General features: G+C 66.9%; 21 protein-coding genes and 2 pseudogenes. 4 read left to right on the top strand and 19 right to left on the bottom strand.

All coding sequences use genetic code 11. The features are described from left to right. Nucleotides 1-25: 25 nt before the first annotated feature. From rplO to OG804_RS26230, 13 genes and pseudogenes are all read right to left on the bottom strand, one after another. Nucleotides 26-469 carry a 50S ribosomal protein L15 gene (rplO, locus tag OG804_RS26280; protein ID WP_328390908.1) on the bottom strand — a complete coding sequence of 148 codons (444 nt, stop codon included), beginning with the start codon at nucleotides 467-469 and terminating at the stop codon, nucleotides 26-28. A 1-nt stretch (nucleotide 470) separates the two neighbouring features. Continuing rightward, nucleotides 471-650 (bottom strand): 50S ribosomal protein L30, encoded by a 180-nt coding sequence (gene rpmD, locus OG804_RS26275; protein WP_328390906.1) that lies wholly within the window; start codon nucleotides 648-650, stop codon nucleotides 471-473. 2 nt (nucleotides 651-652) lie between these two features. Further along, nucleotides 653-1,300 (bottom strand): 30S ribosomal protein S5, encoded by a 648-nt coding sequence (gene rpsE / locus OG804_RS26270; RefSeq protein ID WP_328390904.1) that lies wholly within the window; start codon nucleotides 1,298-1,300, stop codon nucleotides 653-655. A 46-nt stretch (nucleotides 1,301-1,346) separates the two neighbouring features. Continuing rightward, nucleotides 1,347-1,754 (bottom strand): 50S ribosomal protein L18, encoded by a 408-nt coding sequence (gene rplR, locus OG804_RS26265; RefSeq protein WP_328390902.1) that lies wholly within the window; start codon nucleotides 1,752-1,754, stop codon nucleotides 1,347-1,349. A gap of 2 nt (nucleotides 1,755-1,756) precedes the next feature. Further along, nucleotides 1,757-2,293, bottom strand: a complete 537-nt coding sequence (gene rplF, locus OG804_RS26260; protein ID WP_328390900.1) for a 50S ribosomal protein L6 — start codon at nucleotides 2,291-2,293, stop codon at nucleotides 1,757-1,759. Between the two features lie 15 nt (nucleotides 2,294-2,308). Beyond that, nucleotides 2,309-2,707 carry a 30S ribosomal protein S8 gene (rpsH, locus tag OG804_RS26255; RefSeq protein ID WP_302871664.1) on the bottom strand — a complete coding sequence of 133 codons (399 nt, stop codon included), beginning with the start codon at nucleotides 2,705-2,707 and terminating at the stop codon, nucleotides 2,309-2,311. Between the two features lie 340 nt (nucleotides 2,708-3,047). Continuing rightward, the gene (locus OG804_RS26250) at nucleotides 3,048-3,863 is read right to left on the bottom strand and encodes an MSCRAMM family protein (RefSeq protein WP_328398757.1); all 816 of its coding nucleotides are present in this window, start codon (nucleotides 3,861-3,863) and stop codon (nucleotides 3,048-3,050) included. A gap of 216 nt (nucleotides 3,864-4,079) precedes the next feature. Beyond that, nucleotides 4,080-5,522: pseudogene (locus OG804_RS26245) on the bottom strand (MFS transporter); the annotation flags it as partial. A 504-nt stretch (nucleotides 5,523-6,026) separates the two neighbouring features. After that, entirely contained in the window at nucleotides 6,027-7,253 is a 1,227-nt protein-coding gene (locus tag OG804_RS26240) for an MFS transporter (RefSeq protein WP_328390893.1), read from the bottom strand. Nucleotides 7,254-7,330: 77 nt separating this feature from the next. Beyond that, complete coding sequence (locus OG804_RS32415; RefSeq protein ID WP_442941638.1) at nucleotides 7,331-7,816, bottom strand: HipA domain-containing protein; 486 nt, start codon at nucleotides 7,814-7,816, stop codon at nucleotides 7,331-7,333. Then, a pseudogene (locus tag OG804_RS32410) lies at nucleotides 7,740-7,964 on the bottom strand (HipA domain-containing protein); the annotation flags it as partial. The pseudogene OG804_RS32410 and the gene OG804_RS32415, both read right to left, overlap by 77 nt. A gap of 278 nt (nucleotides 7,965-8,242) precedes the next feature. Further along, nucleotides 8,243-9,523, bottom strand: coding sequence for a Fic family protein (locus OG804_RS26235; RefSeq protein ID WP_328390891.1), 1,281 nt, complete (start codon nucleotides 9,521-9,523; stop codon nucleotides 8,243-8,245). 99 nt (nucleotides 9,524-9,622) lie between these two features. Further along, nucleotides 9,623-11,593: a TPM domain-containing protein gene (locus OG804_RS26230; RefSeq protein WP_328390889.1), complete on the bottom strand. Its 1,971-nt coding sequence runs from the start codon at nucleotides 11,591-11,593 to the stop codon at nucleotides 9,623-9,625. A gap of 235 nt (nucleotides 11,594-11,828) precedes the next feature. Between OG804_RS26230 and OG804_RS26225 the strand changes: the two genes are divergently transcribed. Next, entirely contained in the window at nucleotides 11,829-13,196 is a 1,368-nt protein-coding gene (locus tag OG804_RS26225; RefSeq protein ID WP_328390887.1) for an acetamidase/formamidase family protein, read from the top strand. Between the two features lie 34 nt (nucleotides 13,197-13,230). On the opposite strand, the gene OG804_RS26220 is transcribed toward OG804_RS26225, so the two are convergent. After that, complete coding sequence (locus OG804_RS26220; RefSeq protein WP_328398755.1) at nucleotides 13,231-13,911, bottom strand: alpha/beta fold hydrolase; 681 nt, start codon at nucleotides 13,909-13,911, stop codon at nucleotides 13,231-13,233. After that, on the bottom strand, nucleotides 13,817-15,106 hold the full coding sequence (locus OG804_RS26215) for a YbfB/YjiJ family MFS transporter (RefSeq protein WP_328390886.1): 1,290 nt from the start codon (nucleotides 15,104-15,106) through the stop codon (nucleotides 13,817-13,819). The genes OG804_RS26220 and OG804_RS26215 overlap by 95 nt, the downstream gene beginning before the upstream one ends. Before the next feature lie 74 nt (nucleotides 15,107-15,180). On the opposite strand from OG804_RS26215, the gene OG804_RS26210 reads away from it, so the two are divergent. Continuing rightward, nucleotides 15,181-15,777 (top strand): TetR/AcrR family transcriptional regulator, encoded by a 597-nt coding sequence (locus OG804_RS26210; protein WP_328390884.1) that lies wholly within the window; start codon nucleotides 15,181-15,183, stop codon nucleotides 15,775-15,777. 222 nt (nucleotides 15,778-15,999) lie between these two features. Here the strand turns inward: OG804_RS26210 and OG804_RS26205 are convergent, their stop codons facing one another. Both OG804_RS26205 and OG804_RS26200 read right to left on the bottom strand, forming a co-directional pair. Next, nucleotides 16,000-16,332, bottom strand: a complete 333-nt coding sequence (locus OG804_RS26205; protein WP_328390882.1) for a hypothetical protein — start codon at nucleotides 16,330-16,332, stop codon at nucleotides 16,000-16,002. A 540-nt stretch (nucleotides 16,333-16,872) separates the two neighbouring features. Beyond that, nucleotides 16,873-17,280 carry a hypothetical protein gene (locus OG804_RS26200; RefSeq protein ID WP_328390880.1) on the bottom strand — a complete coding sequence of 136 codons (408 nt, stop codon included), beginning with the start codon at nucleotides 17,278-17,280 and terminating at the stop codon, nucleotides 16,873-16,875. A gap of 423 nt (nucleotides 17,281-17,703) precedes the next feature. On the opposite strand from OG804_RS26200, the gene OG804_RS26195 reads away from it, so the two are divergent. Beyond that, complete coding sequence (locus tag OG804_RS26195) at nucleotides 17,704-18,570, top strand: alpha/beta fold hydrolase (RefSeq protein ID WP_328390878.1); 867 nt, start codon at nucleotides 17,704-17,706, stop codon at nucleotides 18,568-18,570. Further along, complete coding sequence (locus tag OG804_RS26190) at nucleotides 18,557-19,156, top strand: TetR/AcrR family transcriptional regulator (RefSeq protein WP_328390876.1); 600 nt, start codon at nucleotides 18,557-18,559, stop codon at nucleotides 19,154-19,156. The genes OG804_RS26195 and OG804_RS26190 overlap by 14 nt, the downstream gene beginning before the upstream one ends. 487 nt (nucleotides 19,157-19,643) lie before the next feature. Here OG804_RS26190 and OG804_RS26185 read toward each other — a convergent pair whose 3' ends face one another. Both OG804_RS26185 and OG804_RS26180 read right to left on the bottom strand, forming a co-directional pair. Then, on the bottom strand, nucleotides 19,644-22,865 hold the full coding sequence (locus OG804_RS26185; protein ID WP_328390874.1) for a type I restriction endonuclease subunit R: 3,222 nt from the start codon (nucleotides 22,863-22,865) through the stop codon (nucleotides 19,644-19,646). Beyond that, nucleotides 22,862-23,836 (bottom strand): hypothetical protein, encoded by a 975-nt coding sequence (locus OG804_RS26180; RefSeq protein ID WP_328390872.1) that lies wholly within the window; start codon nucleotides 23,834-23,836, stop codon nucleotides 22,862-22,864. Before OG804_RS26180 ends, OG804_RS26185 begins: the two co-directional genes overlap by 4 nt. Between the last annotated feature and the right edge of the window lie 172 nt (nucleotides 23,837-24,008).

Here is a 24,008-nt window from a genome sequence, read left to right as displayed (position 1 = left end):
CCGCTGTCGTCGAAATCGGCGAACGTCAGCCCAGTTCGGTGGCGGTGCCACCGGCGGCTGTGATCTTCTCCTTGGCGGAGCCGGAGAACTTGTCCGCGCTGATCTGAACGGCGACGGAGATCTCCCCCTCGCCGAGCACCTTGACCAGCTGGTTCTTGCGGACAGCGCCCGCCTCGACCAGTTCGGCCTTACCGATGGTGCCCCCCTGCGGGAACAGCTCGGCGATGGCGCCCACGTTCACGACCTGGTATTCGACCCGGAACGGGTTGTTGAAGCCCTTGAGCTTCGGCAGCCGCATATGGAGGGGCATCTGCCCGCCCTCGAACGAGGCAGGCACGTTCTTACGCGCCTTGGTGCCCTTGGTGCCGCGACCCGCGGTCTTACCCTTGGAACCCTCACCACGACCCACGCGGGTCTTATCGGTCTTGGCCCCGGGTGCGGGACGCAGGTGATGCAATTTGATGGTCATGTCAGACCTCCTCAACTGTTACGAGGTGGCGCACGACATTGATCAGCCCACGGTTCTGGGCAGTGTCCTGACGGACCACCGACTTGCGGATGCCCCGCAGGCCGAGAGTGCGCAGACTGTCCCGCTGATTCTGCTTGGCGCCGATCGAACTCTTGATCTGGGTCACCTTGAGATCTGCCATCGTCAGACTCCTTGTCCGGCACGGGCACGCAGCATGCCCGCGGGAGCGACGTCCTCGAGCGGCAGACCACGACGGGCCGCGACCTCTTCGGGACGCTGCAGCATCTTGAGCGCGGCAACGGTCGCGTGCACGACGTTGATCGCGTTGTCGCTACCGAGCGACTTGGCCAGGATGTCGTGGATGCCCGCGCATTCCAGCACCGCACGCGCGGCGCCACCGGCGATCACACCGGTACCCGGGGAGGCCGGACGCAGCATGACCACACCGGCCGCCGCTTCGCCCTGTACCGGGTGGACGATGGTGGAGCCGATCATCGGGACGCGGAAGAAGCCCTTGCGCGCTTCCTCGACACCCTTCTGGATGGCCGCGGGAACTTCCTTGGCCTTGCCGTAGCCGACGCCGACCAGACCGTTGCCGTCACCCACGATGACCAGAGCGGTGAAGCTGAAGCGCCGACCACCCTTGACCACCTTGGAGACACGGTTGATGGCGACTACGCGCTCGAGCTGGTTCTTCTCGGCCGCGTCGTTACGGCGGTCGCCGCCCCGGCGGTCGCCACCGCCCCGGCGGTCACCGCGTCCCCCGTCGGGGGCGTTGGAGTTCTGTCCGGCGGGTCCGTTTCCGCCGTGGCCGCGCTGACGTCCCGGCATCAGACGTTCCTTCCGTTCACACAGGTATGTGCAGTCATGGTGGTCATCAGAACTTCAACCCGCCTTCCCGAGCGGCATCGGCGAGCGCCGCGATACGACCGTGGTAGTCGTGGCCACCGCGGTCGAACACCACGGCCTCCACACCGGCGGCCTTGGCGCGCTCGGCGATCAGTTCGCCGACCTTCTTGCCCTTGGCGGTCTTATCGCCCTCCAGCGCCCGCACATCGGCCTCGATGGTCGACGCCGAAGCGAGGGTACGACCGGCGGAATCGTCGATGAGCTGCACGTGCAGGTGCCGCGAGGAGCGGTGCACGATCAGCCGCGGACGTGCGGTGGTGCCTTCGATCTTCTTGCGCAGGCGGAAGTGGCGACGCGTCTTCGACAGCCGCCGGCGAGTGGAAGCATCCTTGCCCAGCGGAATACGCTTGGCCTTCTGATTCTCGGTTTGCGCCATGATCACTTACCCGTCTTTCCGACCTTGCGGCGAACGATCTCGCCGGCGTAGCGGATGCCCTTGCCCTTGTACGGGTCGGGTTTGCGCAGGCCGTGGATAACCGCCGAAATCTGGCCGACCTTCTGCTTGTCGATCCCGGATACGGAGAATTTGGTGGGCGTTTCCACCGCAAACGTGATGCCCTCGGGCGCCTCGATCGGCACCGGGTGGCTGTAGCCGAGGGCGAACTCGAGGTTGCTGCCCTTCTGCTGCACGCGGTAGCCGACGCCGAAGATTTCCATCTTCTTCTCGTAGCCCTGGGTGACACCGGTGACCATATTGGCGATCAGGGTCCGGGTCAGGCCGTGCAGCGAGCGGCTGCGCCGTTCGTCGTCGGGGCGGGAGAGCACCAGGCGGCCGTCTTCCTGCGCGACGCTGATGGGCTCGGCGAGGGTCAGCGACAGCTGGCCCTTGGGGCCCTTCACCGCGATGTCCTGCCCGTTGATGGTCACTTCCACGCCCGCGGGAACCGCGACGGGATCTTTACCGATACGCGACATTGTCCGTACCTCCCCTTACCAGACGTAGGCGAGGACTTCCCCGCCCACTCCCTGCTTGGCCGCCTGGCGGTCGGTGAGCAGGCCGGTCGACGTGGAGATGATCGCCACGCCGAGGCCGCCCAGGACCTTGGGCAGGTTGGTGGATTTCGCGTACACGCGCAGACCCGGCTTCGAGACGCGCCGCAGACCCTGCAGGCTGCGTTCCCGGCTGGGCCCGTACTTGAGGTCGACGACGAGGGCCTTGCCCACGGTGGCGTCCTCGGTGCGGTAATCGGCGATGTAACCCTCACGCTTCAGGATCTCGGCGATATTCGCCTTGATCTTCGAATGCGGGGCCTTCACCTGATCGTGGTACGCCGAGTTGGCGTTGCGCAGACGCGTCAGAAAGTCTGCGATCGGATCGGTCATGGTCATAGTTCGACCTCGACACCTTTCTCGCTGCGGTTCCCATGCAACACCCATGCCACTCCGGCGTGGGCCGTGGGCCTACAGCAATTCGGCTGGTCCGGACGGCAGTCGCCGCCGGATGAGTTCGTATCGCCGGGCCGCCCGCGCAGGGGGCCCACGGGCACAGAAGTGCCCTGGCAACCGGTCTAGTGTAGGAGCTGGCCCGGACTGGACCAAATCGGGGTCGGCGCGAGCCGCCCGGCGAGGTATTCCGGCCCGTCACGAGCACCGGCGTCCGGCGCCCCGGACGTGAACAGGGACCCGAGCCGAAGCTCGGGTCCCTGTTCACGTCAGCGCCCGGAAGGGCTCACCAGGAGCTCTTGTGCACCTCCGGCAGCTCGTCGAGAGCTTCCTCGGGTTCCGGGACGCGTACTTCGGCGGTACCGCCGATCCCGTCGGCGGTGAGCTCCATGTCGATACCGTCGATGTCCTTCTCTCCCACCCGCACCTGGGCACTGGTCGGCGCGTAACCGGTCGCCACCACGGTGTAGGTGCCCTCGTCCAGGTTCCCGAAGGCGTAGGACCCGTCGGGTCCGGTGGACAGCGTCTCGACGACATTGCCCAGTGAATCGGTCAGTGTGACCCGGGCCGCGGCCAGTGGCCGGCCACCGCCGCTCACCACGCCCGCGACTCGCACACCCGGGCGCAGCAGCACTTCGAGGCGTGCCGTTTCACGGGTGGTGACCTGCACCGATACCGCGGTCGGATGGTAACCGGACGCGCTCACGGCGACCGTGAACTCACCTTCGGGCAGACCGGCCAGACCGAAGCCGCCGGACAGATCGGACTCGCCGGCGGCCAGTACCTCACCCCGCATGTCCAGGGCGGTGACCGTCGCGCCCACGACGGGCGTGCCGTCACCGGTCCGCGAGACCGTGCCCATGAGACTGGCCAGTGTGCTGAGCGTGACGTCGTAGGACACCGGGTTGCTGCCCAGAACGGCGGTCGAGGCGTCGGGGCGCCGGCCTTCGGCGGAGGCGATGAGCACATAGGTGCCGGGAGCGGGCGCGGCCAGTTCGTAGAACCCGTCCGTGCCCGAGAGCGCCCGGCCCAACTGCTGTCCGGTGGGCGAGATCAGCGTCAACGTCGCTCCGGCGACCTGCACCCCACGGGCATCTGACACCCGGCCGAACAGGATCGAACCGCTGCCGGCGGGCTGCGGGGTCGGGGTGGCCCGCCCATTGCGTTCTGCCGCGGCGAACGTCGCGGTCGCCGGGGCGGACCGCGGTTCCGGCACACCACCGGTAACCGGTGTCGCGGCTTCGTCCACCACCCGCTCGGCTTCCACCGAAAGGCCCGCGGGCGCGGCCGGTGCTGCTTCGGCCCTGGCGTGCGCCGCGGCCTTCGCGGCCTCGGGCTGCCCGCTCGCGACGGCCGCCGCCGCGGCGCGCTTTGCCGTGGGGATGGTGAGCGCAATGATCGCGGCCGCGGCGGCGACACCGCATCCGATCAGGATGCCGGTACGGAATCCGTTCTCCGTAGGGATGGTGATGCCGCCGCCGAAGGAAGTGCTCATCTGTGCGAGAACCGCGCCGATGGCGGCCGAGGCCACCGAGGTGCCGATGGAGCGCATCAACGTGTTGAAGCTGTTGGCGGCCGATGTCTCGGTGATCGGCACCGCACCCATGATCAGTGCGGGCATGGCGCCGTAGGCGAAACCGACACCGAGGCTGATGATGATGGCACCGATCATCAGGCCCCAGGGCTCGCCCATCAGCGGTACCGATGTGCCGTATCCGGCCGCGATGATGACCGCGCCCAAGATCAGGGTGACTTTGGGCCCGGCCACCGCGGACAGTTTCGCGCTCAACGGCGAAGCGAGCATCATCGTCAGCCCGCCCGGCGCCATCCACAGGCCCATCGCCACCATCGACTGACCGAGACCGTAACCGGTGGCATCCGGCAACTGCAGCAGCTGGGGGAAGATGAGCGCCTGCGAGAACATCGACATACCGATGACGATCGAGGCCGCGTTGGTCAGCAACACCCGGGGACGGGCGGTGACCCGTAGATCGACCAGCGGATCCCGCGAACGCAGCTCCCATACACCCCACAGCAGCAGCACCACGACCGCGGCGACGAACAGCGAGATCGTGGTGGCACTGGTCCAGCCCCAGGTCGCACCCTTGGAGACGGCGAGCAACAGGCAGATCAGTGCGGCACCCAGGCCGAGTGCTCCGAGTGCGTCGAACCGTCCGCGTTCGGCGCGCGGCGGGGTCGACGGGATGATCATGAAGATCAGCACGCCCGCCACCGTCGCGAGCACCGCGACACCCCAGAACAGGTAGCGCCAGCTGCTGTATTCGACGACCGCGGCCGCCAGCGGCAGACCCAGCGCACCGCCGACACCGAGTGACGAACTGATCAGCGCGATGCCCGAACCGAGCTTGGCCGGTGGCAGCAGATCGCGCAAGGCGGCGATACCGACCGGAATCAGGCCCACACCCATCCCCTGCAGACCGCGGCCGATCAGCATCGGCCACAGCGACGAGGACATGGCACAGATCACCGAGCCGATCACGAGTGGGACTACCGATCCCACCAGAACAGGCCGCTTACCGAGCAGGTCACCGAGCCGGCCCGCGACCGGGGTGGTGACTGCGCCGGCCAGCAGGCTCGCGGTCACCACCCAGGTCGCGTTCGAGGGTGCGGTGTCCAGAATCTCCGGCAGCTGCCCGAGCAACGGCATCACCAGGGTCTGCGTCAACGACGCCACGATCCCGGCGAATGCGAGCACCGCCAGTACCGCCGCGGGGCGGACGACGGGTTCGGGTTTGGTCACGAGCGTGCTCCTCGATAAGTGAACGATCGACCGATGTGCATAATACACATAACATGCATGATGCAATCTAACCAATTCGTGGGTGTAAACATTCCGCGGCGCGACATCGATCCGGGGGACTTGCGCGAGCTCGCCGGATCGCCGAGGTCGGCCGGATAGCCGAGGTCGGCCGGATAGCCGAGGTCGGCCGGATAGCTCGGGCACGGATGTAAGTCGACCTGCGAGGCAACGGCGTGGGCCCACTCGTCAAGGCGAGAAGTGAACTCACTCGCGAAGGTACAAGGGTGAGCCTGCTCGCGAAAATGAGTAGTGATCGTGCTCGCGAAGGTCTGTGTTTTCGGCGCCGCCTGCGGCGTCGCGGGTCGGCCTCGCTGGACTCGACACAGGGGTGGTGCGGCCGCTCGCGGAAGGAAACTATTCACGGGCCCGCCGGTGCGGACCAGAGTGCCGAGGGTCCGCGAGGCTGTGCGGTCCCTCGACGGAAGGGCTCCAGCATTTTGCTGGTCAGCGGCTGTGCGCGAGGTCGGTCGCTTGCTGGTGGCCGGTGCGGGGGCGGGGGTACAGCGTCACCGCCGCGGCAAGAGCTATGGCACCGGCGGAGAGGGTGGTGAGGGCGAGCCAGCCGAACCAGCCGACGGCGGCGGCGCCGAAGGCGGTGCCCAGACTGCCCCCGATGAAGTACACGACCATGTAGGCGCTGTTGAAACGGGCCGGGGCGGCGGGGTCGAGGGCGAGCACCGTGCTCTGGTTCGCCACCTGGGCCGCGAAGAGTCCCGCGTCGAAGAGACCGAGACAGACGAGCGTCAGGACGGCATGCGACAGACCGGAGCCCAGGGCCGCCACCGCGGCGAAGGCCAGGGCGAGGCCGACCAGGAGAACTCGGCGTGCACCGACGCGATCGGTCCAGATTCCCGCGATCCTGGTCGCGACGACGCCGAGCAGGCCGGCGAACGCGTACAAACCGATCCGCTCGGGTGAATACGAGAACGGCGGCTGGGAAAGCGCCACCGCCAGACCTGCCCAGACCGCGCAGAACGCGAAGAACCACAGGGCGCCGCGACCGGCCGCCGACCGCAGCACCGGAAACCGCGTGAACAGTCCGGGGATTCCGCGCAACGTGGCGAGATAGCTGCCGGCCGCCGGTTTCCCGCCGGCAGGTAGCGCAAAGCGAGCGATACTCGCCACCGCGGCGCACGCCACCGCGAAGACCAGCAGCATGGCGCGCCAGCCGATCGAGTCCGTCAGCCACCCGCCGACGATCCGTCCCGCGAGGATCCCGGCCGAGATACCGGCGGTCACGACGCCCAGAACTGTGGCCTGCCGCCGGGGTTCCGCGAAACGCCCGGCGACCGCACTCAATTGCGCACCGACCGCGGACCCGGCCCCGATCGCCGCGACGACTGGTCCGAGCAACCAGGGCGAACCCACCACAGCACCGGCGGCCAACGTGACTGTCAGCGAGCCGAATTGGGCCGGGACTACGATCCGCGGCGCGAACCGGTCGACCAGCGGCACCAGCAGCGCCAGCCCCACCAGATACCCGATCGGCCCGCAGGCCAGCGCGGTGCCGATCACCGCAGGCGAGGTGTGCAGCGAATCCGCCACCTCCGCGATTGCGGGGTGCAGCGGGTAGAGGCTCGCCGTGCCGAGCGCGGCCGCGAGCGCCATGAACCACACAACGGGCGCGCGCAGCACCGTGCTCCGGTCGTCGGTTGTCAGTTCGGTTTCCATCGCACCGACGGTAGGAAGATCGAGCCCCCGATTCCGGCGGAAACCGGACACCACCGTCGCGGCCCCCGCCCGGATCTTCAGCTCGCAGACTTCGGTTCCGCTCCGGCCGGCCGACCTCGCCGGAGGTTCTCGGTGAACCTGCGGATGTTCTCGTGCATCTCCGGGTCCGCGTCCGGATGCGGAGCTTCCGCATCGACAACTTCCGCAATGCCGTGAAGTGCCTCGACTACCAACTCGTGAGCCGAGCGCACACCCCAACCCGCGATCTCCGCCACCAGATGGTCTCGGGTGAGTGCCGCGTGCCTGTACTCGCGGCCGATCGACATGGCCATGCGCCCATCGACACCGTGTAGGTGGGTGTGTGGGACAACGTCGTACGCGGGTGCCAATCGCACTGAACCGCTCGGGGAATGGATCAGGCCCACGTTCTTCGCATGCATATCGAGGTTCCCGAGCGCGCCCGCCGGGTACCGTCGGGTCACGATCGAAACGCTCGATGACCAGGGCAGGAGTTCCCGCAAAGTCTGCAATCCAGGTGTCGTGCGACGACAGTCCGAGGACATGAGACAGCCGGGTGCCGTATTCCTCGTCGTAGATGAGGGTCGGATGTTGCTGCACAACCGGCTTCAGAATGTGCGTGGACGGTGCGCCCCCGATCGCTTGCGCCCATCCATCGGAGGTGTGAGCCAGCACGATCTTCGGCTGGACGCCCGCAAGCGAGGTGCTTGGCTTTTGCGCGGTTCGGCTTCGGCGTCAACGGTATGGCGGCGGACAGAACGCGACTGTTGGCTCCATAACGTTCCATCGCGCCAGGAGCGGCCCTGAAGTCGAAGGTCTCTCAGTGGACATGATCGCTATTTCGCGATTCAGAAACGGCCGCCGCCCATACCGCCGCGCAGCATGCTGTTGATCAGGATCCCGCCCAGATCGCGCCGCGCTGCCCCGAACCAGCCAGCGCCCGGCGACCCTCCCAGGTCCGGACGCGGCTTCTACCGCGCGGGACGGCGGGGCACCGGTCGCTCCGGTGCCGAAATGCGAGTGTCGCCGCCCGGGCTTGCCAAGCGACGCTCCAGAGCGGTGAACGCACTTATCACTTCGGGGGACTCGAATACCCGATTCCGGCGGCCGACTGACAGCTGGCGCAGAATTCCCGCTGCTACCAGCCGCTCAACGGCAGTGTTCGCGGCAGGAAAACTACGATCGGTCAGCGACGCCGCCGTGGAGACCGTGAGAATCGGGGCGCCCACCAGTTTGCCCAGCAATAGGTCCAGCGCGGAGTTCGCACGGACCGGCGCCAGCCGGGCCCGCCACGACTGTTCCAGCTCCATGGCTTTCGCCTCGAACAAGGTCGCGTCCCCGGCCGCGCGGGCACATGCTGCGGCAAACCGGGCGACCCAAGTGTTCAAGTCGTCGACAGCCTGCCTCGAATCGGCTCGACCTATATGCCTGAAGCGATTCAGGCCGTCGATATAGCTGTCGCTCCACGTAGCCAGGATCAGCGATACAGGGGCAACCACCCGTTCCACCGCGCCGCGCCTGCGAAGGACGACATGGATCAACGCCCTGCCGGTTCGCCCGTTGCCATCGGCGAATGGGTGGATGGTCTCGAATTGAGCATGGGCTATCGCTGCCTGCGCAACGGCCGGCAGATCGTCTCTGTTGCAGAAATCGATCAGGTCCCGCATCAATTCGGGCACATATTCCGGTGGCGGCGGAACGAATTCGGCCGAGCAGGGATTGAAGGAGCTGCCCCCGATCCAGTTCTGCTCCTCGCGCAGTTGTCCGGCATGTTGCGCAAGCCTGGTGCCGGTCAGCAAGCGCCGATGGATTTCGAGCAGCGCATCTTCGGTGACGGCCTCCCCAGGACCGTTCGCGCTGGTGGCCACCGCCATGGCATCGATATTCGCCAGCACCTCGGCAGCCGTCACATCGGAAGGCTCGCCCTCCAGCTCACGCGCCGCCTCGGCACGCAGCAGTCGGCGCGCCCCGATTTCGAGGCCCTCGATTCGCGACGAGGCGATGGCCTCGGCGCGTAGCAGGAGGCGAGACAGCGTCTCCGTTTCGACCAGCGCCTTCGCCTCTGCGTCGAGGCGAGCGATCGCCACTTCGGCGTCGGCGACATCAGCGGCGGTTTCACTCGCGAGCATGATCGGGCGACCGGCCAATGGGTCGGGCAGATAGGCGCGGTAAACACCGGAGCCGCGGTCGCGCCGCGAGAGTGCGCCACCATCCACGTTGCCGACCCAGCGCTGTTGCAAAAGCTTGGCCATATCACCTCCTTATTAAGGATAATAATACAACCTTTAATAAGGATCGCACCTGTTCAAACTTCCGACGGATGCGACCGGGCAGCGCTCACGGAACTCGATTCAGAAACGGCCGCCGCGGCTGATCCGCCGGGAACCACCCGACCCGCCGAAGGACCCGGCCCGATATCCACCACGGTGACCGGGACCGCCGCCCATTCCGCCGCGCAGCATGCTGTCGATCAGGATGCCGCCCAGGATCGCGCCGGCCTGCGCCGAACCGGCCGGCGCCCGGCGACCCTCCCAGGTCCGGACGCCGGCCTGCGCCTCCTGAAGTGCGCGACCGGCGAGATCGGCGGCGGCGCGGGCGTGGGTGAGCGCGGCGGCCGGGTCGTCGGTGCGCAGCCGCTGCGCCTCGTCGAGGTTGCGCTGGGCTTCCGACAGGCGGGTGCGAGGCGTCGCGTCCACGGCGCCCCGACGGGTGCTGATGAAATCGGCGGCGGTGCGGACCCGAGTGGCCGCGTCACCGACTGCTTGATCCAGACGGCGGGCCAGATCCTCGGCGGCGAGTTTGCGGTCGCCGGCCGCGGCCAGCGCGCGGTCCAGGTCGCCGTCGGCGGCGACCGCGTCGTGGAAGGCGCCCAGCGGGTCGGTTTCGGCGGTACTGCCCGCGCTGTCCAAGACGGTTCGCGCCGCGGCGGCGGCCGTCGCGAGTTCGGGGCCGCCGTGTTCGGCGAGTCCGGCGGCGGCGCGCAGATCACCGCGCAACTCGTCCAGGACCGCGGGCAGACCGGCCCGTGCCTGCTGAATGTTCGCCGCCGCGCCCAGGACGGCGTCGAGCAGGGTGCGGGCCTGTCCGATAGCGCCTTCGGCGGCCCGGATATCGGCGACCGCACCGCCCTGCTCCCCCACCGGTCGGGCGAGTTCCCGGCGACCTTCGCCGACGCATTCGTCGGCGAAGGCGATACGTTCCCGGGCCATGCCGACGTTGTCGCGGATCGGTTCGAGCACCCCGGCCGGATGCGTGGCCGACAGCCGGGTCAGTTCGGCGTCCGCGTCCGGGACCCGGCCGGTGAGATCGACGATATCGCGGGTCAGGGCGTCCAGTCGGGACGAGGCGTTGATCAGCAGATCGCGCATGGCGTCGAATTCGGTGACGCGCGCGTCGAGTTCGGCGTCGGCGTGCCCTGCGGTGGCGATCAGATCGATCAGCAGCGTCCGCTGCTCGTCGGGTGTTTCCGGGATGGCGTCGTCGAGACGCTGCCGAATCGCGAAAGCTTTCGCGGTGGCGGCTTTCGCGTTGTCGAGCGCGGTGCGGAAGGGCAGCACCGCGGTATCCCCGAATTCCCCCGCGGCCAGGTCGAGTTCCTCGGCACTGGTCCGGACCGCATTGTCGATTTCGACGAGGATCTCGTGCGAACGGGCGTGCAACGCCGCCAGCGGTAGCGCGGCGAGCGCGGCGGTGTCGGTGGGGTCGGTCGCCCGGGCCCGGTCGAGTTCGGCCCGGTCGCGGCCGCGCCGGCGGTAACGCTGGTAGAGCAGCAGCCCCGCCAGTGCGAGCACGATCAGCGCGCCGATGAGCAGTACCGGGCCGACGCTCACCCCGCCGCCGCTCATGGCCGAGCCGATACCCACGGCCGCCGCCACACCCGCATCGGCCCATCGGTTGTCGCGCAACGCGGGTTCGACCTGGTCGACGAGTATCCGGTCGACATCGGATTCGCTCACCCCGTCGGGACGCTCACCTTCGAAGGCGTAGGCGCGATCCCGGGTGGCGACGGCGAGCAACAGGTCCCGGTCGCCGAATCCGGATTGCCGGGCGGTCTGCGCGGCCCAATCCTGTGGGCTGTAGCCGGCGAAGTCGCCTACGTAGACCACCCAGAGACGCACCCGGTGATCGGCGTAGAGGGACTCGACGGCCGCGCGCACCCGGTCGGCGTCCGCGCGGGCGAGGACGGCGGCCGAATCGACGACATAGGTGTCGAGCCGGGCGGGCGGTTCCGCCGCGACGCTCGGCGCCCCCGATACACCGGCGAACAACAGTCCGAGCACGAACCACGCGACCCGGCGGAGCGGATACCTCGACGTCGGCATGCCACGAATGTAGCGTGCGCGCGCCTCGGGTACGGCGCAGTCGGACTACCGGAGGCAGCCCTGTTTCCGTCCGGCGAACTGCGCGGATGATCCGCCCGCAAGTTCCCGTCCGCCGCCGGACGGGTGTTTCGTCACAGAATCGCCGTGCACAGCCACCGACACGAATAAGAAACACATTGGAAATTTTGTCTCGATAGCTTCCGGACGCTTGCCCAGATAGCCCCCGGAGGTACCCATGACCGATTTCCTCGCACGCGAAGCAGCCGAGACCCTGACGCGCGCCCTGGGCAGGCGGAGCTTCCTCCGCGCGGCCGCGGCCGTGGGCGCAGTGGGCGCGGCGGCGGCCGCGACCGCCTGCACGGCGGAAACCCCCGCGAACACCGTCTCGACTTCGTCGCCCGCGCTGCCGTTCAGCGGCGGTGTCCCGACCTTGCAACCCGGGCAGGGCGAGATCCCCGGCGACCATTATCTGCGCTCCGAGGTCGATCAAGTCCTGTGGGGTTATGTCCCGAATGTGCACAGCAGCGAAGTGCTGCGGATGAAGTCGGGTGAGACCGTCACCATCGACGCCGTGTCACACGAGGGGATCCTGGAGGACCAGGGTCGCGATCCGGTGGAGTACTTCGGCTCGAAGGGGGTCGCGAAGAACGATGTACTCGCCGACGCGGTCGCCATCGCCGAGAGCTACGACCGCACACCACGCGATTTCGACAAGGACGGCCCGCACGTCGTCACCGGACCGGTGTTCGTGGAGGGTGCGCGACCGGGTGACGTGCTGAAGATCGAGACCCTCGCGGCGGTCCCCCGGGTGCCCTACGGCGTGGTGTCGAGCCGGCACGGCAAGGGCGCACTGGCCCGGACGGCGAACGGCGAAGCACCGGCCGGCATCTCGCTGGCGGAGGTGATGCCACCCGTCGCCGCCGATCGGCGCCCGACCGGCGATCCGCGCGACTACGGCAATGTCTCCACCTTCACCGCCATCGAAGAAGGCTTGGGCGTGATGCCGTTCGGCGACGCGAAGGTGCGCTTCCCACTGCGTCCCTTCATGGGCATGATGGGAGTGGCGTTCTCGCCGGACACCGATCCGAAAGCGGCCGCCGCCAACTCGATTCCACCCACCCGCGGCGGCGGCAATATCGATATCCGGCTGCTCGGCGCCGGTTCCGCGTTCTATCTGCCGGTTTTCGCCGAAGGCGCCCTGTTCTACGTCGGCGACCCGCATATGGCGATGGGCGACGGCGAAGCCGCCCTCACCGCGATGGAGGGCTCACTGCGCGGCACTTTCCGGCTGACCGTCTGCAAACCGGGTTCCGGGGATGCGCCGGAGGTCGCCTACAAGTATCCGTTCGGCGAAACCGACGACGCCTGGATCCCCATCGGCCTCTCCGATCCGGACGGTTCGCAGAACGGCCAGTCGAGCGATCTGAATATCGCCATGCGCCGCGCGGTGGTCAACGCTCTCGACTTCCTGGAACAGGAGAAGGGGATGGACCGCGCCACCGCCTACGCCTACCTCTCCGCCGCGGCGGATTTCACGGTCTCCCAGGTGGTGGACCGCACGGTCGGTGTCCACGGGCAGATCTACAAGAGCCACTTCGCCTGACCGGCGGGGGCCGCGAGCGCCCGCGAACCGGACCTCACCGCACCGGGTCGGCGTGCTGCCGCGCTCCGGTGCCGAGATCGGCCGCCTCGAGCAGGATCCGCAGTAGCTCCGCCGGCGCGTCGCGCATCAGATTGTGGCCTCCCGCCAAGGCGTGGGTGGTCCAGCCGGGGTCCGCGCGCAGCCGTTCATAGGCCGCGGTGAAAGGGGACGGTGTCGCCCAACCGGCGGCGTACACATAGGTCCGGTCACGGATATGGGCGAGGTCGCCGGCCAGCCGCAGGGGCTGGAGCACCGAAGCGAGCGGGTGGGAGGTGGCGCGGGGATCGAAGAACGGGAGCGGGCGAATGGCATCGCCGGATTCCACGACGTCGAGGTACCAGCGATGCTCCTGTTCGGAAGCGAGGTCCCAGCAGGACTCGCCGTTCCCGGGGACCATCGCGTCGACATAGATCAGCGATTTCACGCGGTCCGGTGCGCGATCGGCGGCGCCCGTGATCACCATCCCGCCGTAGCTGTGGCCGACCAGCACGGCGTCGTGGATGTTCTCCGCGGACAGCACGGCGGTGACGTCTTCGATATGGGTGTCCAGGTTCGCTCCGGCGTGCCGGAGGTGGCTGCGCTCACCGACCCCGGTCAGCGTCAGCGGCACTACGCGGTGACCGTGCCCGCGCAGGCGCTCGGTGATTTCCTCGAAGCACCAGCCACCGTGGCACATACCGGGAATCAGTACGAAGGTCGTCATGGTCGTTCTCCTCGTCGCTGTGAGCGGGAATCGATTGCGCTGTCGCGATCACCGACCCGGTCGCGCACAGGAGCACGGTCCAGAGCAGCGGCGCGGTGGTAGCGGTGTGGTCGGCGAGCAGGCCGGCGAGCCAGGGGCCCACGGTCTGCCCGGCGGCGAAAACGGTGGTGCAGGCGGCCAGTGTGGCGGTCCAGTCGGCGGGCGGCGTGTTGTTCTTGACGAGGGCGGTGACCAGCGCGGGAACAGTCATGAAGGTCGCCCCGTAGACGGCCGCCGAGGCCAACATCGCCGGAACGGCCGCGGACCAGAGCGCCAGCGCCGCGCTGCCCGCGAGGAGAGCGAGTACGAGAGCGAGCACCCGGTCGAGCGGTCGGCGGGATATCGGCCGGCTCCAGATGATCGGGCCGGCCAGCACTGCGAGACCCATTGTCGCCCAGGCGATCACGACTTGCACTGTTCCGGCGGCATGCGCGGCGAGGTGCGCGGAGAGGAAGGTTATGTAGGTGATGTAACCGGCCGCGAACAAGAGGTAGGCCAGCACCGTCGGGCGCAGCGGGCGCAGGCGCGCCCGGCCCGACCGGGGCGAAATCGTCTCGTCGTCGCGGGCGGCATGCCAGGAGATCGCCGCCGCCAGGCCCGCGGCGACGCCCGAGCCGAACCACGCCGTTTGCCAATGGTCACCCAGCATCGGCAGTGCGACACCGCTCAGGACGATGCCCAGCCCGGTACCCGCGAAATACACGGTGATCGGGGATCCGGATGCCGCGCGCGCCGCCATCCGCGCGGCGATCACCCCGCCGCTGATGAAGACGGCCGCGCCGGATATCCCGGCGACGGCGCGTAGGGCGAGGAGGAACCGATAGTCGCCGCTGACACCGGTGGCGGCGAGCGAGACGGCGGTGAGGACCATTCCCCACCGGAAGGTTCGCGCGGAGCCGATCCGCCGCGCGACCCGGGTGGTGGCCAGCGCCCCGATCAGGTACCCGAAGCCGTTGGCGGTGGCGAGCACCCCCGCCGCGCTCAGGCTCCACCCGAGATCCTCTCGCATGACAGGTAGCAGCAGTCCATAGGCGAACCTGCCCAACCCCAGTGCCGAAACCGTGCCGAAGGCCAGGCACACGGCCTGCGGAATCGGCCGCGCCACCGCAGTTACACCGGCACTCGCCATGACACTCCTAGATGGAACCGATCAGTTCTATCGAACGATAGCAGTTCATGGAACCAATCGGTACCATCTATTCCATGCCAGTAGCCAAGGGCTCCACGATCGACCCGGCCCGTACCCGTGCCGCCGTGATCGAAGCCGCGACCCCCCTGCTCTACGCCCGCGGGATCGACGGCGTCGGCGTAGCCGAACTCTCGACGCGGCTGGGCATTTCGAAAGAGACGCTGTATCGGCATTTCGGCACCAAGGACGGGCTCGTCCGGGCCGTGCTGGAGGCCCGCAGCGACAAGGTCGTCACCTGGCTGACCGAGGCGGCCGCCGCGGCCGGCGAGGATCCGGCCGCGCGCCTGACCGCGGTTTTCCGGGCACTGGGTGAGTGGTACCGCGAGCCCGCGTTCCGCGGTTGCGCGATGGTCAATGCCGCGTCCCAGCACTACGACCACGCGGTGCGCGCAATCACGGCGCGGCATCTGGACCGCTGCCTGGAGTTGTTCATCGATATCGCCGCCCGGGCCGGTTCTGCCCACCCCGACGTATTGGGCCGCCAGTTGCTCATCCTGATGGAAGGCGCGACGACCCTGGCCGCCTACCAGGGCCCGGACCAGGTCCGCGAGCAGACATGTGACGCCGCGCTTTCCCTGCTCGCCGCCACCGGCCGGGCAGATCCCGCCTGACCGCACCGCGGCGGGATTTCGAACTCGCCGAACTCGTCGAGCGCTCGATCGACGACGCACCTGGATCGCCGCGAAACCCACAGGGGTCCGAGCTGGGCGGACATCCGTTCACGATGATCTCGCTCCGGGTCCGAGCGAGGGAAGTGCCGAGCGGGTCCGCTCGGCACCGCTCGACCCGCGACAATCGATTTCGCCGGTCGAGCGGTGACCCGATCCAGCGGATCAGCGAGTGACGGTCACCCCGACGCCCGCGGGCGCGGCGATCGGTTCATCGATGATGACCGACAGCGTCGAGCCCGGTGTCGCGGCGGCCCGCTCGGCGTACTCGGCGATGTTCTCGCCGAGGCGCTGCTTGGCCTCCGCCGTGAAATTGGGCGGAATCGCCCCCAGGACCGGCCCGAGATTCAGGACGGCGATCGCCCGCGCCTCCACATCGGTGAAGTTCACGGTGACCGCCTGGGACGACGGCTCCACCGACAGCGCGGCGGCCGGCCCGGCGCCGAGACCGAGACAGCCGAGCGTGGCGGCGGCGATCAGCGGGAAATGAAGTCTCACGGAAATGCTCCTTTACGGAATTCGATAGCTCTGCGTAACTCGAACATTCGTCACCCACGGGATGCGGGCGACACATTTCTGGAAGAGATTCGACTCGCTGCATTCAGCGCTTCGAACTCTACGTATCTGTGCACTTGTTCGGTTCGGTGCGTCCTTTCTGCGAATTCCGACGCCGGACGAACGCTCTTTTCCGGATGCGTCGACGACGTCAACCGGATGCGTCGACGACGTCAACCGGATGGGTGGGCGCGGAGTTCCGGCGCCGCGAACAGAACCGCCTCGAATTGCGGGCGGTGGGCGTGATCAGCGATGCCCGGGAAGCGGCTCACTCGACGGTGAATCGATCGGTGAACGGCGAACAGGCCGTGACGGCGCGGGCACGACTCCGGTGCCCGGCCCCGGGAGTATCAGGCAGCGGCGAGTGACGACTCGACGCTCGAATGCCGGATCATCGCGCTAGCGAACCGGTTCCGCGCTCCGCGACCTCGGTCGGGACAGCTACCGATCGAGGTCGGCGCCCGTCGACACGACGGCCGCCCATCACCGTCGGCAGACGCAGATGCTCAGCAGAATTTCTCCCCCGGTGGGCGCTGCCCCACCTGCCGGCAGGGGCACACGCGGCCGCCACCCCGGTAGCCCGAGCAGCCCCACCAGGAGACCGGCGAGGAACAGCGCCACCAACCAGATATCGTCCACCCGCGGGCGCAGCGCGGGCGCGCGAACACCGGCGGCGAGACGATGCACGATGGACGCGTTCGACTCCGCCGACGGTTCGCCTTCGGCAATGACCGAATCCGGCAACGCGGCGGGAGCGGACAGAATCGAGACCTGCGCCGCCCCACGTGGGTCCAGGGCCTGGCCGTCGCGGATCTCGAGCGTCAGCGCCATCACGGCGAGCACCAGCACGAGCAGCCGCACCAACTCCGGTGCCCGCGCGATATGCCTCACAGCCGCGATACTAAACGACGACGAGCCCGCCACGCCCGGTCACCTCTGTTCAGCGCCGGGAACCAATTCGACTACGCCACAACGGCTGCCGCTGTCGGTCCGGAGCCAGATCGTCAGCCCCGGCAGGTCGTTCCCCGGACCTGGAGCCCAGGTCGGGACTCGGCAATCGCGGGATTGCGTCGATACCGCGTGCGCGACCGGTCGCCCCGGAACCATCCGCCGCGACGGAGCACACCGCCGTCGTCCGGCGCAGAGTCCGGGCGCGCGATAGCGCTGACCACCCGTCGGCGCGAGCCTGCATCCCTTCCGCCGATCCCTCTTGTCCCGGTCCGCTCAGAGATAGGACAACGAACGGTACAACTCACCCATAGACATGCATGCCGAATGTATGTAAGTATTGGAGAAATCGACCAGGGAGGAACAATGTCGAACAGCAACGAGCTCGGCCGCAGCGAGGTCGCGGAACTGACCGGCGCCACCATCCGGTACCGCGACACCGGGAGCGGCCCACCGGTGGTCTTCGTGCACGGACTGCTCGTCAACGCGGATCTGTGGCGGCATGTGGTCCCCGCGGTGGCCGCGGCCGGTTACCGCTGCCTCGCCCCGGACTGGCCGCTCGGTTCACATTCGATCCCGGTGCCGGACGCGGATCTCACTCCGACCGGGGTAGCCGACCTCATCGCCGAATTCCTCGAGCACCTCGGCCTCACCGATGTCACGATCGTCGCCAACGACACCGGCGGCGCGATCACCCAGGTACTGCTCGCCCGCAACCCGCAACGGATCGGCCGCGTCGTACTCGCCGCGGCGGACTCCTACGAGAGCTTCCTGCCGCAGCCGTTCACCCTGCTGCCACAGTTCGCCCGTTTCCGCGGGTCGGCCCGGCTCATGACCGAACTGCTGCGCTACCGCGTGATTCAGCGGCTACCGATCGCGCTGGGCTGGTTGTCCAAACGCCCGGTCCCGGCCGCGACGGTCGACTCCTATCTACGGCCCAGCCGCGACTCGGCCGCCATCCGCGCCGATCTGCGGCGTTTCCTGCTGCACGCGCATCGCCGCTACACCCTGGACGCCGCAACCCGATTCGCCTCGGTGACCGTGCCGGTGCTGGCCGTGTGGGCCCGGGAGGACAAATTGTTCCCGGTGTCGTTCGCCGAACGACTCGTCCGCGATCTACCCGACGCCGCCCTCGAGCTGATCGACGATTCCTACACATTGATCCCGGAGGACCAGCCCGAGTTGCTCACCCAGCGGATTCTGGAGTTCACTCGGCTGCATGCCACGCCGTAGCCAGGAGGATCGCTCCCGAACGACCCGGACCGCGCTCGAACAAGCCGGACGCCGGCTGTTCACCGAGCGCGGGTTCGCGGGCACCTCCGCGGAGCAGTTGGTGATCGAGGCCGGGGTCACCAGGGGTGCGTTGCAACATCACTACGGCGACAAACGCGGCCTGTTCCTGGCAGTGCTGGAACAGCTCGAAACCGAGATCACCGCCGAAATCGAGCGCGCTCTGCAAGCGGTGGATCCCGCGGACATCCTCACCGCGACGGCCGTCAGCCTGAACGCCTTCCTCGAGATATGCCAGCGGCCGGAAATGGTCCAGATCGCGCTGTTCGACGCGCCCGCGGTGCTCGGCTGGCAGGCGTGGCGCGAACTCGAGGCCCGCCACGGGCTCGGCCTCATCACCACCGAACTGGAACGCGCCCGCGACGCCGGCCTGATCACCGACACCGCCGTACCGGTCCTGGCCCAACTCGTGCTGAGCGCCGTCTCCGAGGCGGGTCTCATCGTCGCGCACGCCGCGGACAAGGAAGCCGCGCGCACACAGACGCAGCAATCGCTACTGCTCCTCGTCGGCGGTCTGCTCCGCACGTAAGTGGCTCGGGTCTTTGTTTCACACTGTGCGCAACAACGATCACGATCCGGCCGGCGTTGTCCGCGGTTGGGTCGGGATGCTGCCCCCAGGTTCGTACTTGGTGCTGACCCACCTCTACGACGCAGGCCCAGACGACGCCTTGACCCGTATACGAGCGCGTTCCAGGACCGGTATCTGCGAACATTTGGCTCGGGTTAGTTCCGGAGCCGCGAACAGATCACCGGATTCCTCGATTGACCCCGCATCCGGTCGGAGCCATCCCGGAACTGGTCCAACCGGACGAGCGGTGGCCGTGCGGTCCACCTGTGCGGTTCAAGTCGGTGGCAGAGCACCTGATACTGGCCGGCATGCGCCGAAGCCTGGACCCCCGGAGATGAGATAAGGCGGCAACCCCCAGCGGGGGCCGCTAGCGTGACGACCGATCGCGCAGGCCGCGTTACCAGAGGAGCACAGCCCCCCCGGGGGGAGCTTCAGTCTTCCGAGAGCGTCAGCTGTCCTCAAGGGCCCATTTCTGGGCGAAGGTCTCCATCTGTTTGAGGACGAGGCCGAGGGCCTCAAGTTCACCCTCGGGCGGATAGTCGAATTTGGCGAGGACGCGGCGGATCCGGGTGCGAAGTTTTGCGCGGACGGGTTCGCGGGTGAGCCAGTCGATGGAACGGTGTTTGTTGAGATCCTTGACGAGCGCGCGGGCTATTTCAGCCAGGGTGGTGTCGCCGCCTTTGATGAGCTTCTGCATGTCGTTGTTGGCAACGGCGTCGTAGAAGGCGAGTTCGGCTTCGTTCAGGGGCGGGTCGAAGCGTTCGCCACGGCGGGCCTCGGCGAGGATATCCTTGGCAATCGCGGCGATGCGGGCAATCATCTCGGCACTGTCGAGTTGCTGCCGCATATAGTTGTCCATCAGGCCCTCGAGGCGCTTGGCGAAACTGTCGTGCCGGATGACGTTGTGTTTGGTGACCTCGCGCATTTTCTGCTGGATCAGTCGGCGCAGTGCCTCGATCACCAGGTGCGGGGTATCGGATTGCGCGAGTTTCCGGAGCTGGGATTCGTTGAGGTCGGTGATATCGACCCGTCCGATCCCGGCCTGCTCGTAGAGGTCGGTGATGTCGTCGGCGTCAACCACCGAAGCAGCCAGCTGCTGCAGGTAGAGGCGGATCTCGGCGGTGACCGGCCGGCCGGTCGCTTCCCGGTCGGCGGCGTCGAGTTTGATCATCCAGGCCCGGACTTCGCTGAAGAAGGCGATATCGCGGCGCCAGTTGCCGAGGTCCTCGCAGCGTTGGGCGATCTCGCGGCTCGACGCGCAGATGCGGTAGTAGCGGTCGAGACGGGTGGCACTTTCCTTGAAGCGGGTGGACAGGGGTTTGGTGCCGGGGTCGACCTGATTGCCGGGGGTAGCTGGGCTGCGTAGATAGTTCGAGACGATGCGCAGGGTGCGCCGACGGGGTTCGGGAACGGTGGTGTCGGCGAGGAGCTTCTCCCAGTTGCTGGGTCGCAATAGGCCCTTGATGGTGTCGAGTTCGTTCTTGACTTCCGTAATAGCGCGGTCGATTTCGGCGCCGAGGGTTTTGTCCTCACGGTCACTGGCGGAGTATTCGGCCAGGGCCTTGGTGAGGTTCGCGGTGAGCGGGGCGTAGCCGACGAGCAAGCCGTCTTCCTTGCCTCGGAAGCGGCGGTTCACGCGGGCCAGGGCCTGCATGAGATTGGCGCCCTTCATGGGGCGGTCCATGTAGAGGGTATGGATGGGGGGTGCATCGTAGCCGGTGAGCAGCATCGAATGGACGATGAGGAGTTCGAGTTCGTCGTCGGGATCCTTGGCGCGTGCCTGGATGACCTTCTGCTGAGACTTGCGCAGGGCGTGCACCCGCAGATGCTCGGGGTCGGCGAGGTCACCCGAGTAGATGATCTTCATGACGCCCTTGTCGACCTCCTTGTTCACCCACGTCGGCCGCCGCTCGGCCAGTGCGTCGAACAGCCGGACGCAGATTTCGCGCGTCGCGCAGACGATCATCGCTTTGCCTGGTCCGCCGATCTGCGGGCGCATGAGTTCCCGGCGCCGCTCCCAGTGCTCGATCAGATCATCGGCGAGGGTGGCGATGCGTTCCGGGGCGCCGTAGATGGTGTTCATGGTGGCGGCGTAGTGCATGGCACGACGGCGCTCGGCGTCGTCCATCTCCGCGGTGAGGGCATTGGCCTTCTCGTCGATGGTCTCGGGGTCGACGTCGGGCGGGAGGGAGACGTCGATGACGCGGGGTTCGTGATAGACACGGACGGTGGCTTCGTCATCGACGGCGCGTTTGAGGTCGTAGGTGTCGATCTCGTCGCCGAAGACCTCGTAGGTGTTGGCCTCCGCCCGGGTTATCGGGGTTCCGGTGAACGCGATGAAAGTGGCGTAAGGGAGGGCGTCGCGCAGGTGGCGGGCGTAACCGTCGAGGTTGTCGTAGTGGGAGCGGTGCGCTTCGTCGACGATGACCACGATATTGCGGCGATCCGAGAGCCGGGGATGGTCCTTGCCGGCGTCGCGTTCTTCTTTGGTGCGCCCGAACTTCTGCAGGGTCGTGAAATAGATGCCGCCGACACGGTTGTTGGCGAGTTCGGTGCGGAGTTCCTCGCGAGTCGCGACCTGGCGAGGCGCCTGGCCGAGCAGCGTCTGACTGTCCTGGAAGGTGTCGTAGAGCTGATCGTCGAGGTCGTTGCGGTCGGTGATGACGACGATGGTCGGGTTGTTCAGCGACGGATGGCGGGAGACCTGGGCCGCGGTTTCCACCATTTCCTCGGACTTACCGGCGCCCTGAGTGTGCCAGACCACGCCGGCCTGGCCGGTGGAGCGTGAAGCCTCGACGATCGCCTCGACCGCGGCGGTGACGGCGAAGAACTGGTGTGGCTTGGCGATGCGTTTCGTCCTGGTAGTGAAATTGACGAAATTCGCTGTCAGGGAGAGGAAGCGCTCGCGCTCGAACAGGCCGTGGAGCGCAAGAATCAGGGCATCCTGGCCGTCGTAATCGGGAGAGTTGGTGTCGACGCGGCGGCCTTCGTCGTCGACATTCCACGGGGCGAAATGCTCGTACGGGGTGAAAGTAGTGCCGTATTTGGCGGTGATGCCGTCGGAGAGCAGGCACAGGACGTTGTAGCGGAAGGCGAGAGGAAACTCGGCGACGTACGTGGCGAGCTGCGCGTGGGCGTCTTTGAGCGTCGCGTGTTCATCCGCGGCGCTCTTGAGTTCGATGACGACCATCGGTAAGCCGTTGACGTACAAGACGATATCGAAGCGACGGCTGTAGTCACGGTCCATGATGGTGACCTGGTCGACCGCGTGATAGGTGTTCTCGGCCGGCTCGGTGAATTGGACCAGGCGGACCGTGGGGGTTTGTTCGGCGCCGAAATCGTCTGTGTAGGTGAGGCGGATACCGGAGACGAGATGGGCATGGGCCTGCTTGTTCTCGGGGAATGCCTCGGTGGACGACGGGTCGGTGGCGATACGGAGGGCCTCGTCGACTGCGCTCGGAGGGAGGTCGGGGTTCAGGCGCTCGATGGCGGCGCGGAGTTCGTCATGCAGGATCAGATCGTCCCAGGACTTGCGGTACCCGGAGCCGGGCGCGATACCCTTGCCGTTCAAGCACCTCCAGGAGAGTTCCATGAGCTCGTCGAGAGCGAGAAACTCCCAGGTTGACTCGGTCATCTTGTCGCCGATACCGAAGGGGGTATTGCTGGTCATGTCGATGACTCCACGATTCGCTCCGCGTCACGAACGCGCAGCTTGCCGGACATGAGTTGAGGGAGAAGGGTGTCGCGCAATTCTGCCAGCGTGCACGATTCGCGAATTGCTGCGCCGCCTCGCTCTTCCAGGGCGTCGAGCTTTGCTCGTAACGCGGGCCGGTGAGATATTGTGGGGAGAGAAACTTCCAAATTTTCCAATTGCACTCGCCGGAGTTCGGTCTGGCCGGTGCTCCCCTGACCCAAGGCTTCAATGTTTCGCTGTGCGCGCAAGACTGAAAAACCGGCGCAAACCTGGTCAACCTTATCCTGGTCGAATCGAACGATAGTGATGTGCGTGTCGACAGTGGCCTCTTCAGTTCGTGTCCAGAGGGCGACACGACCCAATGTGCCAACGCCGGTCGAATTTATCAGCACATCGTGGCGATTCAGGCGTTTCACAGGGCTCGCCTTTTCTCTCAAAGTCCTCCTAGCAGGCGCCATATTAACCCGCCCATCCCGGATACATTTTTGGTTCAACACGATCAGATCATCGTCAGAGTCGGAATATTTTGGTGCAATACCTCGGGTGATTTTAGATGCAATCTCACGGAGCAGCACCGTCTCTGTTTCATCTTGACCAAGTACGTACTCGAACTCGGCCTCGTTGATCTCACGTGCCGTGGCTGCGATGCGCTCGTTGACCGCGATCTTGTCATCCAGCGCGCATAGCATATCTGAAACTGCACGCTGAGTATAGAAAGGAGGAAGGGCTATCTCCTCAGTCTCTGCGAATCTTGTGTATTGAAATCGAGCTACACCAGTATGTTGGACCTGATGGCGCCACATTGCTCCACTGTTGTACAGGTTCTGCAGGTACCAATATATGTAACGCGGATCAGCCTTGCTTGGGTCGACTCTCAAGAATCGGGCAAAACTTGCGCAACTAGCCTTTCCAGGCAGGCGGGCAAGAATTTCCTCGGTGACAAGCATCGTTCGCCCTGTGGGGCGATCGCGAGATCCACCTGCTGTTTCGATTAGTATGTCATTTGGTTCCAATATTCGCCGGTGCGCAGTTCGCTTTGAGAAAAACCGCACCGGGACAGTGATGTTATTCCCTGTGCGCACCCGAGGGAAATCGGTTCCGCGGATAACATGCACTTCA

The sequence above is a fragment of the Nocardia sp. NBC_00416 genome (assembly GCF_036032445.1).
In the GTDB taxonomy this organism is placed as follows: domain Bacteria; phylum Actinomycetota; class Actinomycetes; order Mycobacteriales; family Mycobacteriaceae; genus Nocardia.
This window is presented reverse-complemented; position numbering and strand designations above follow the sequence as displayed.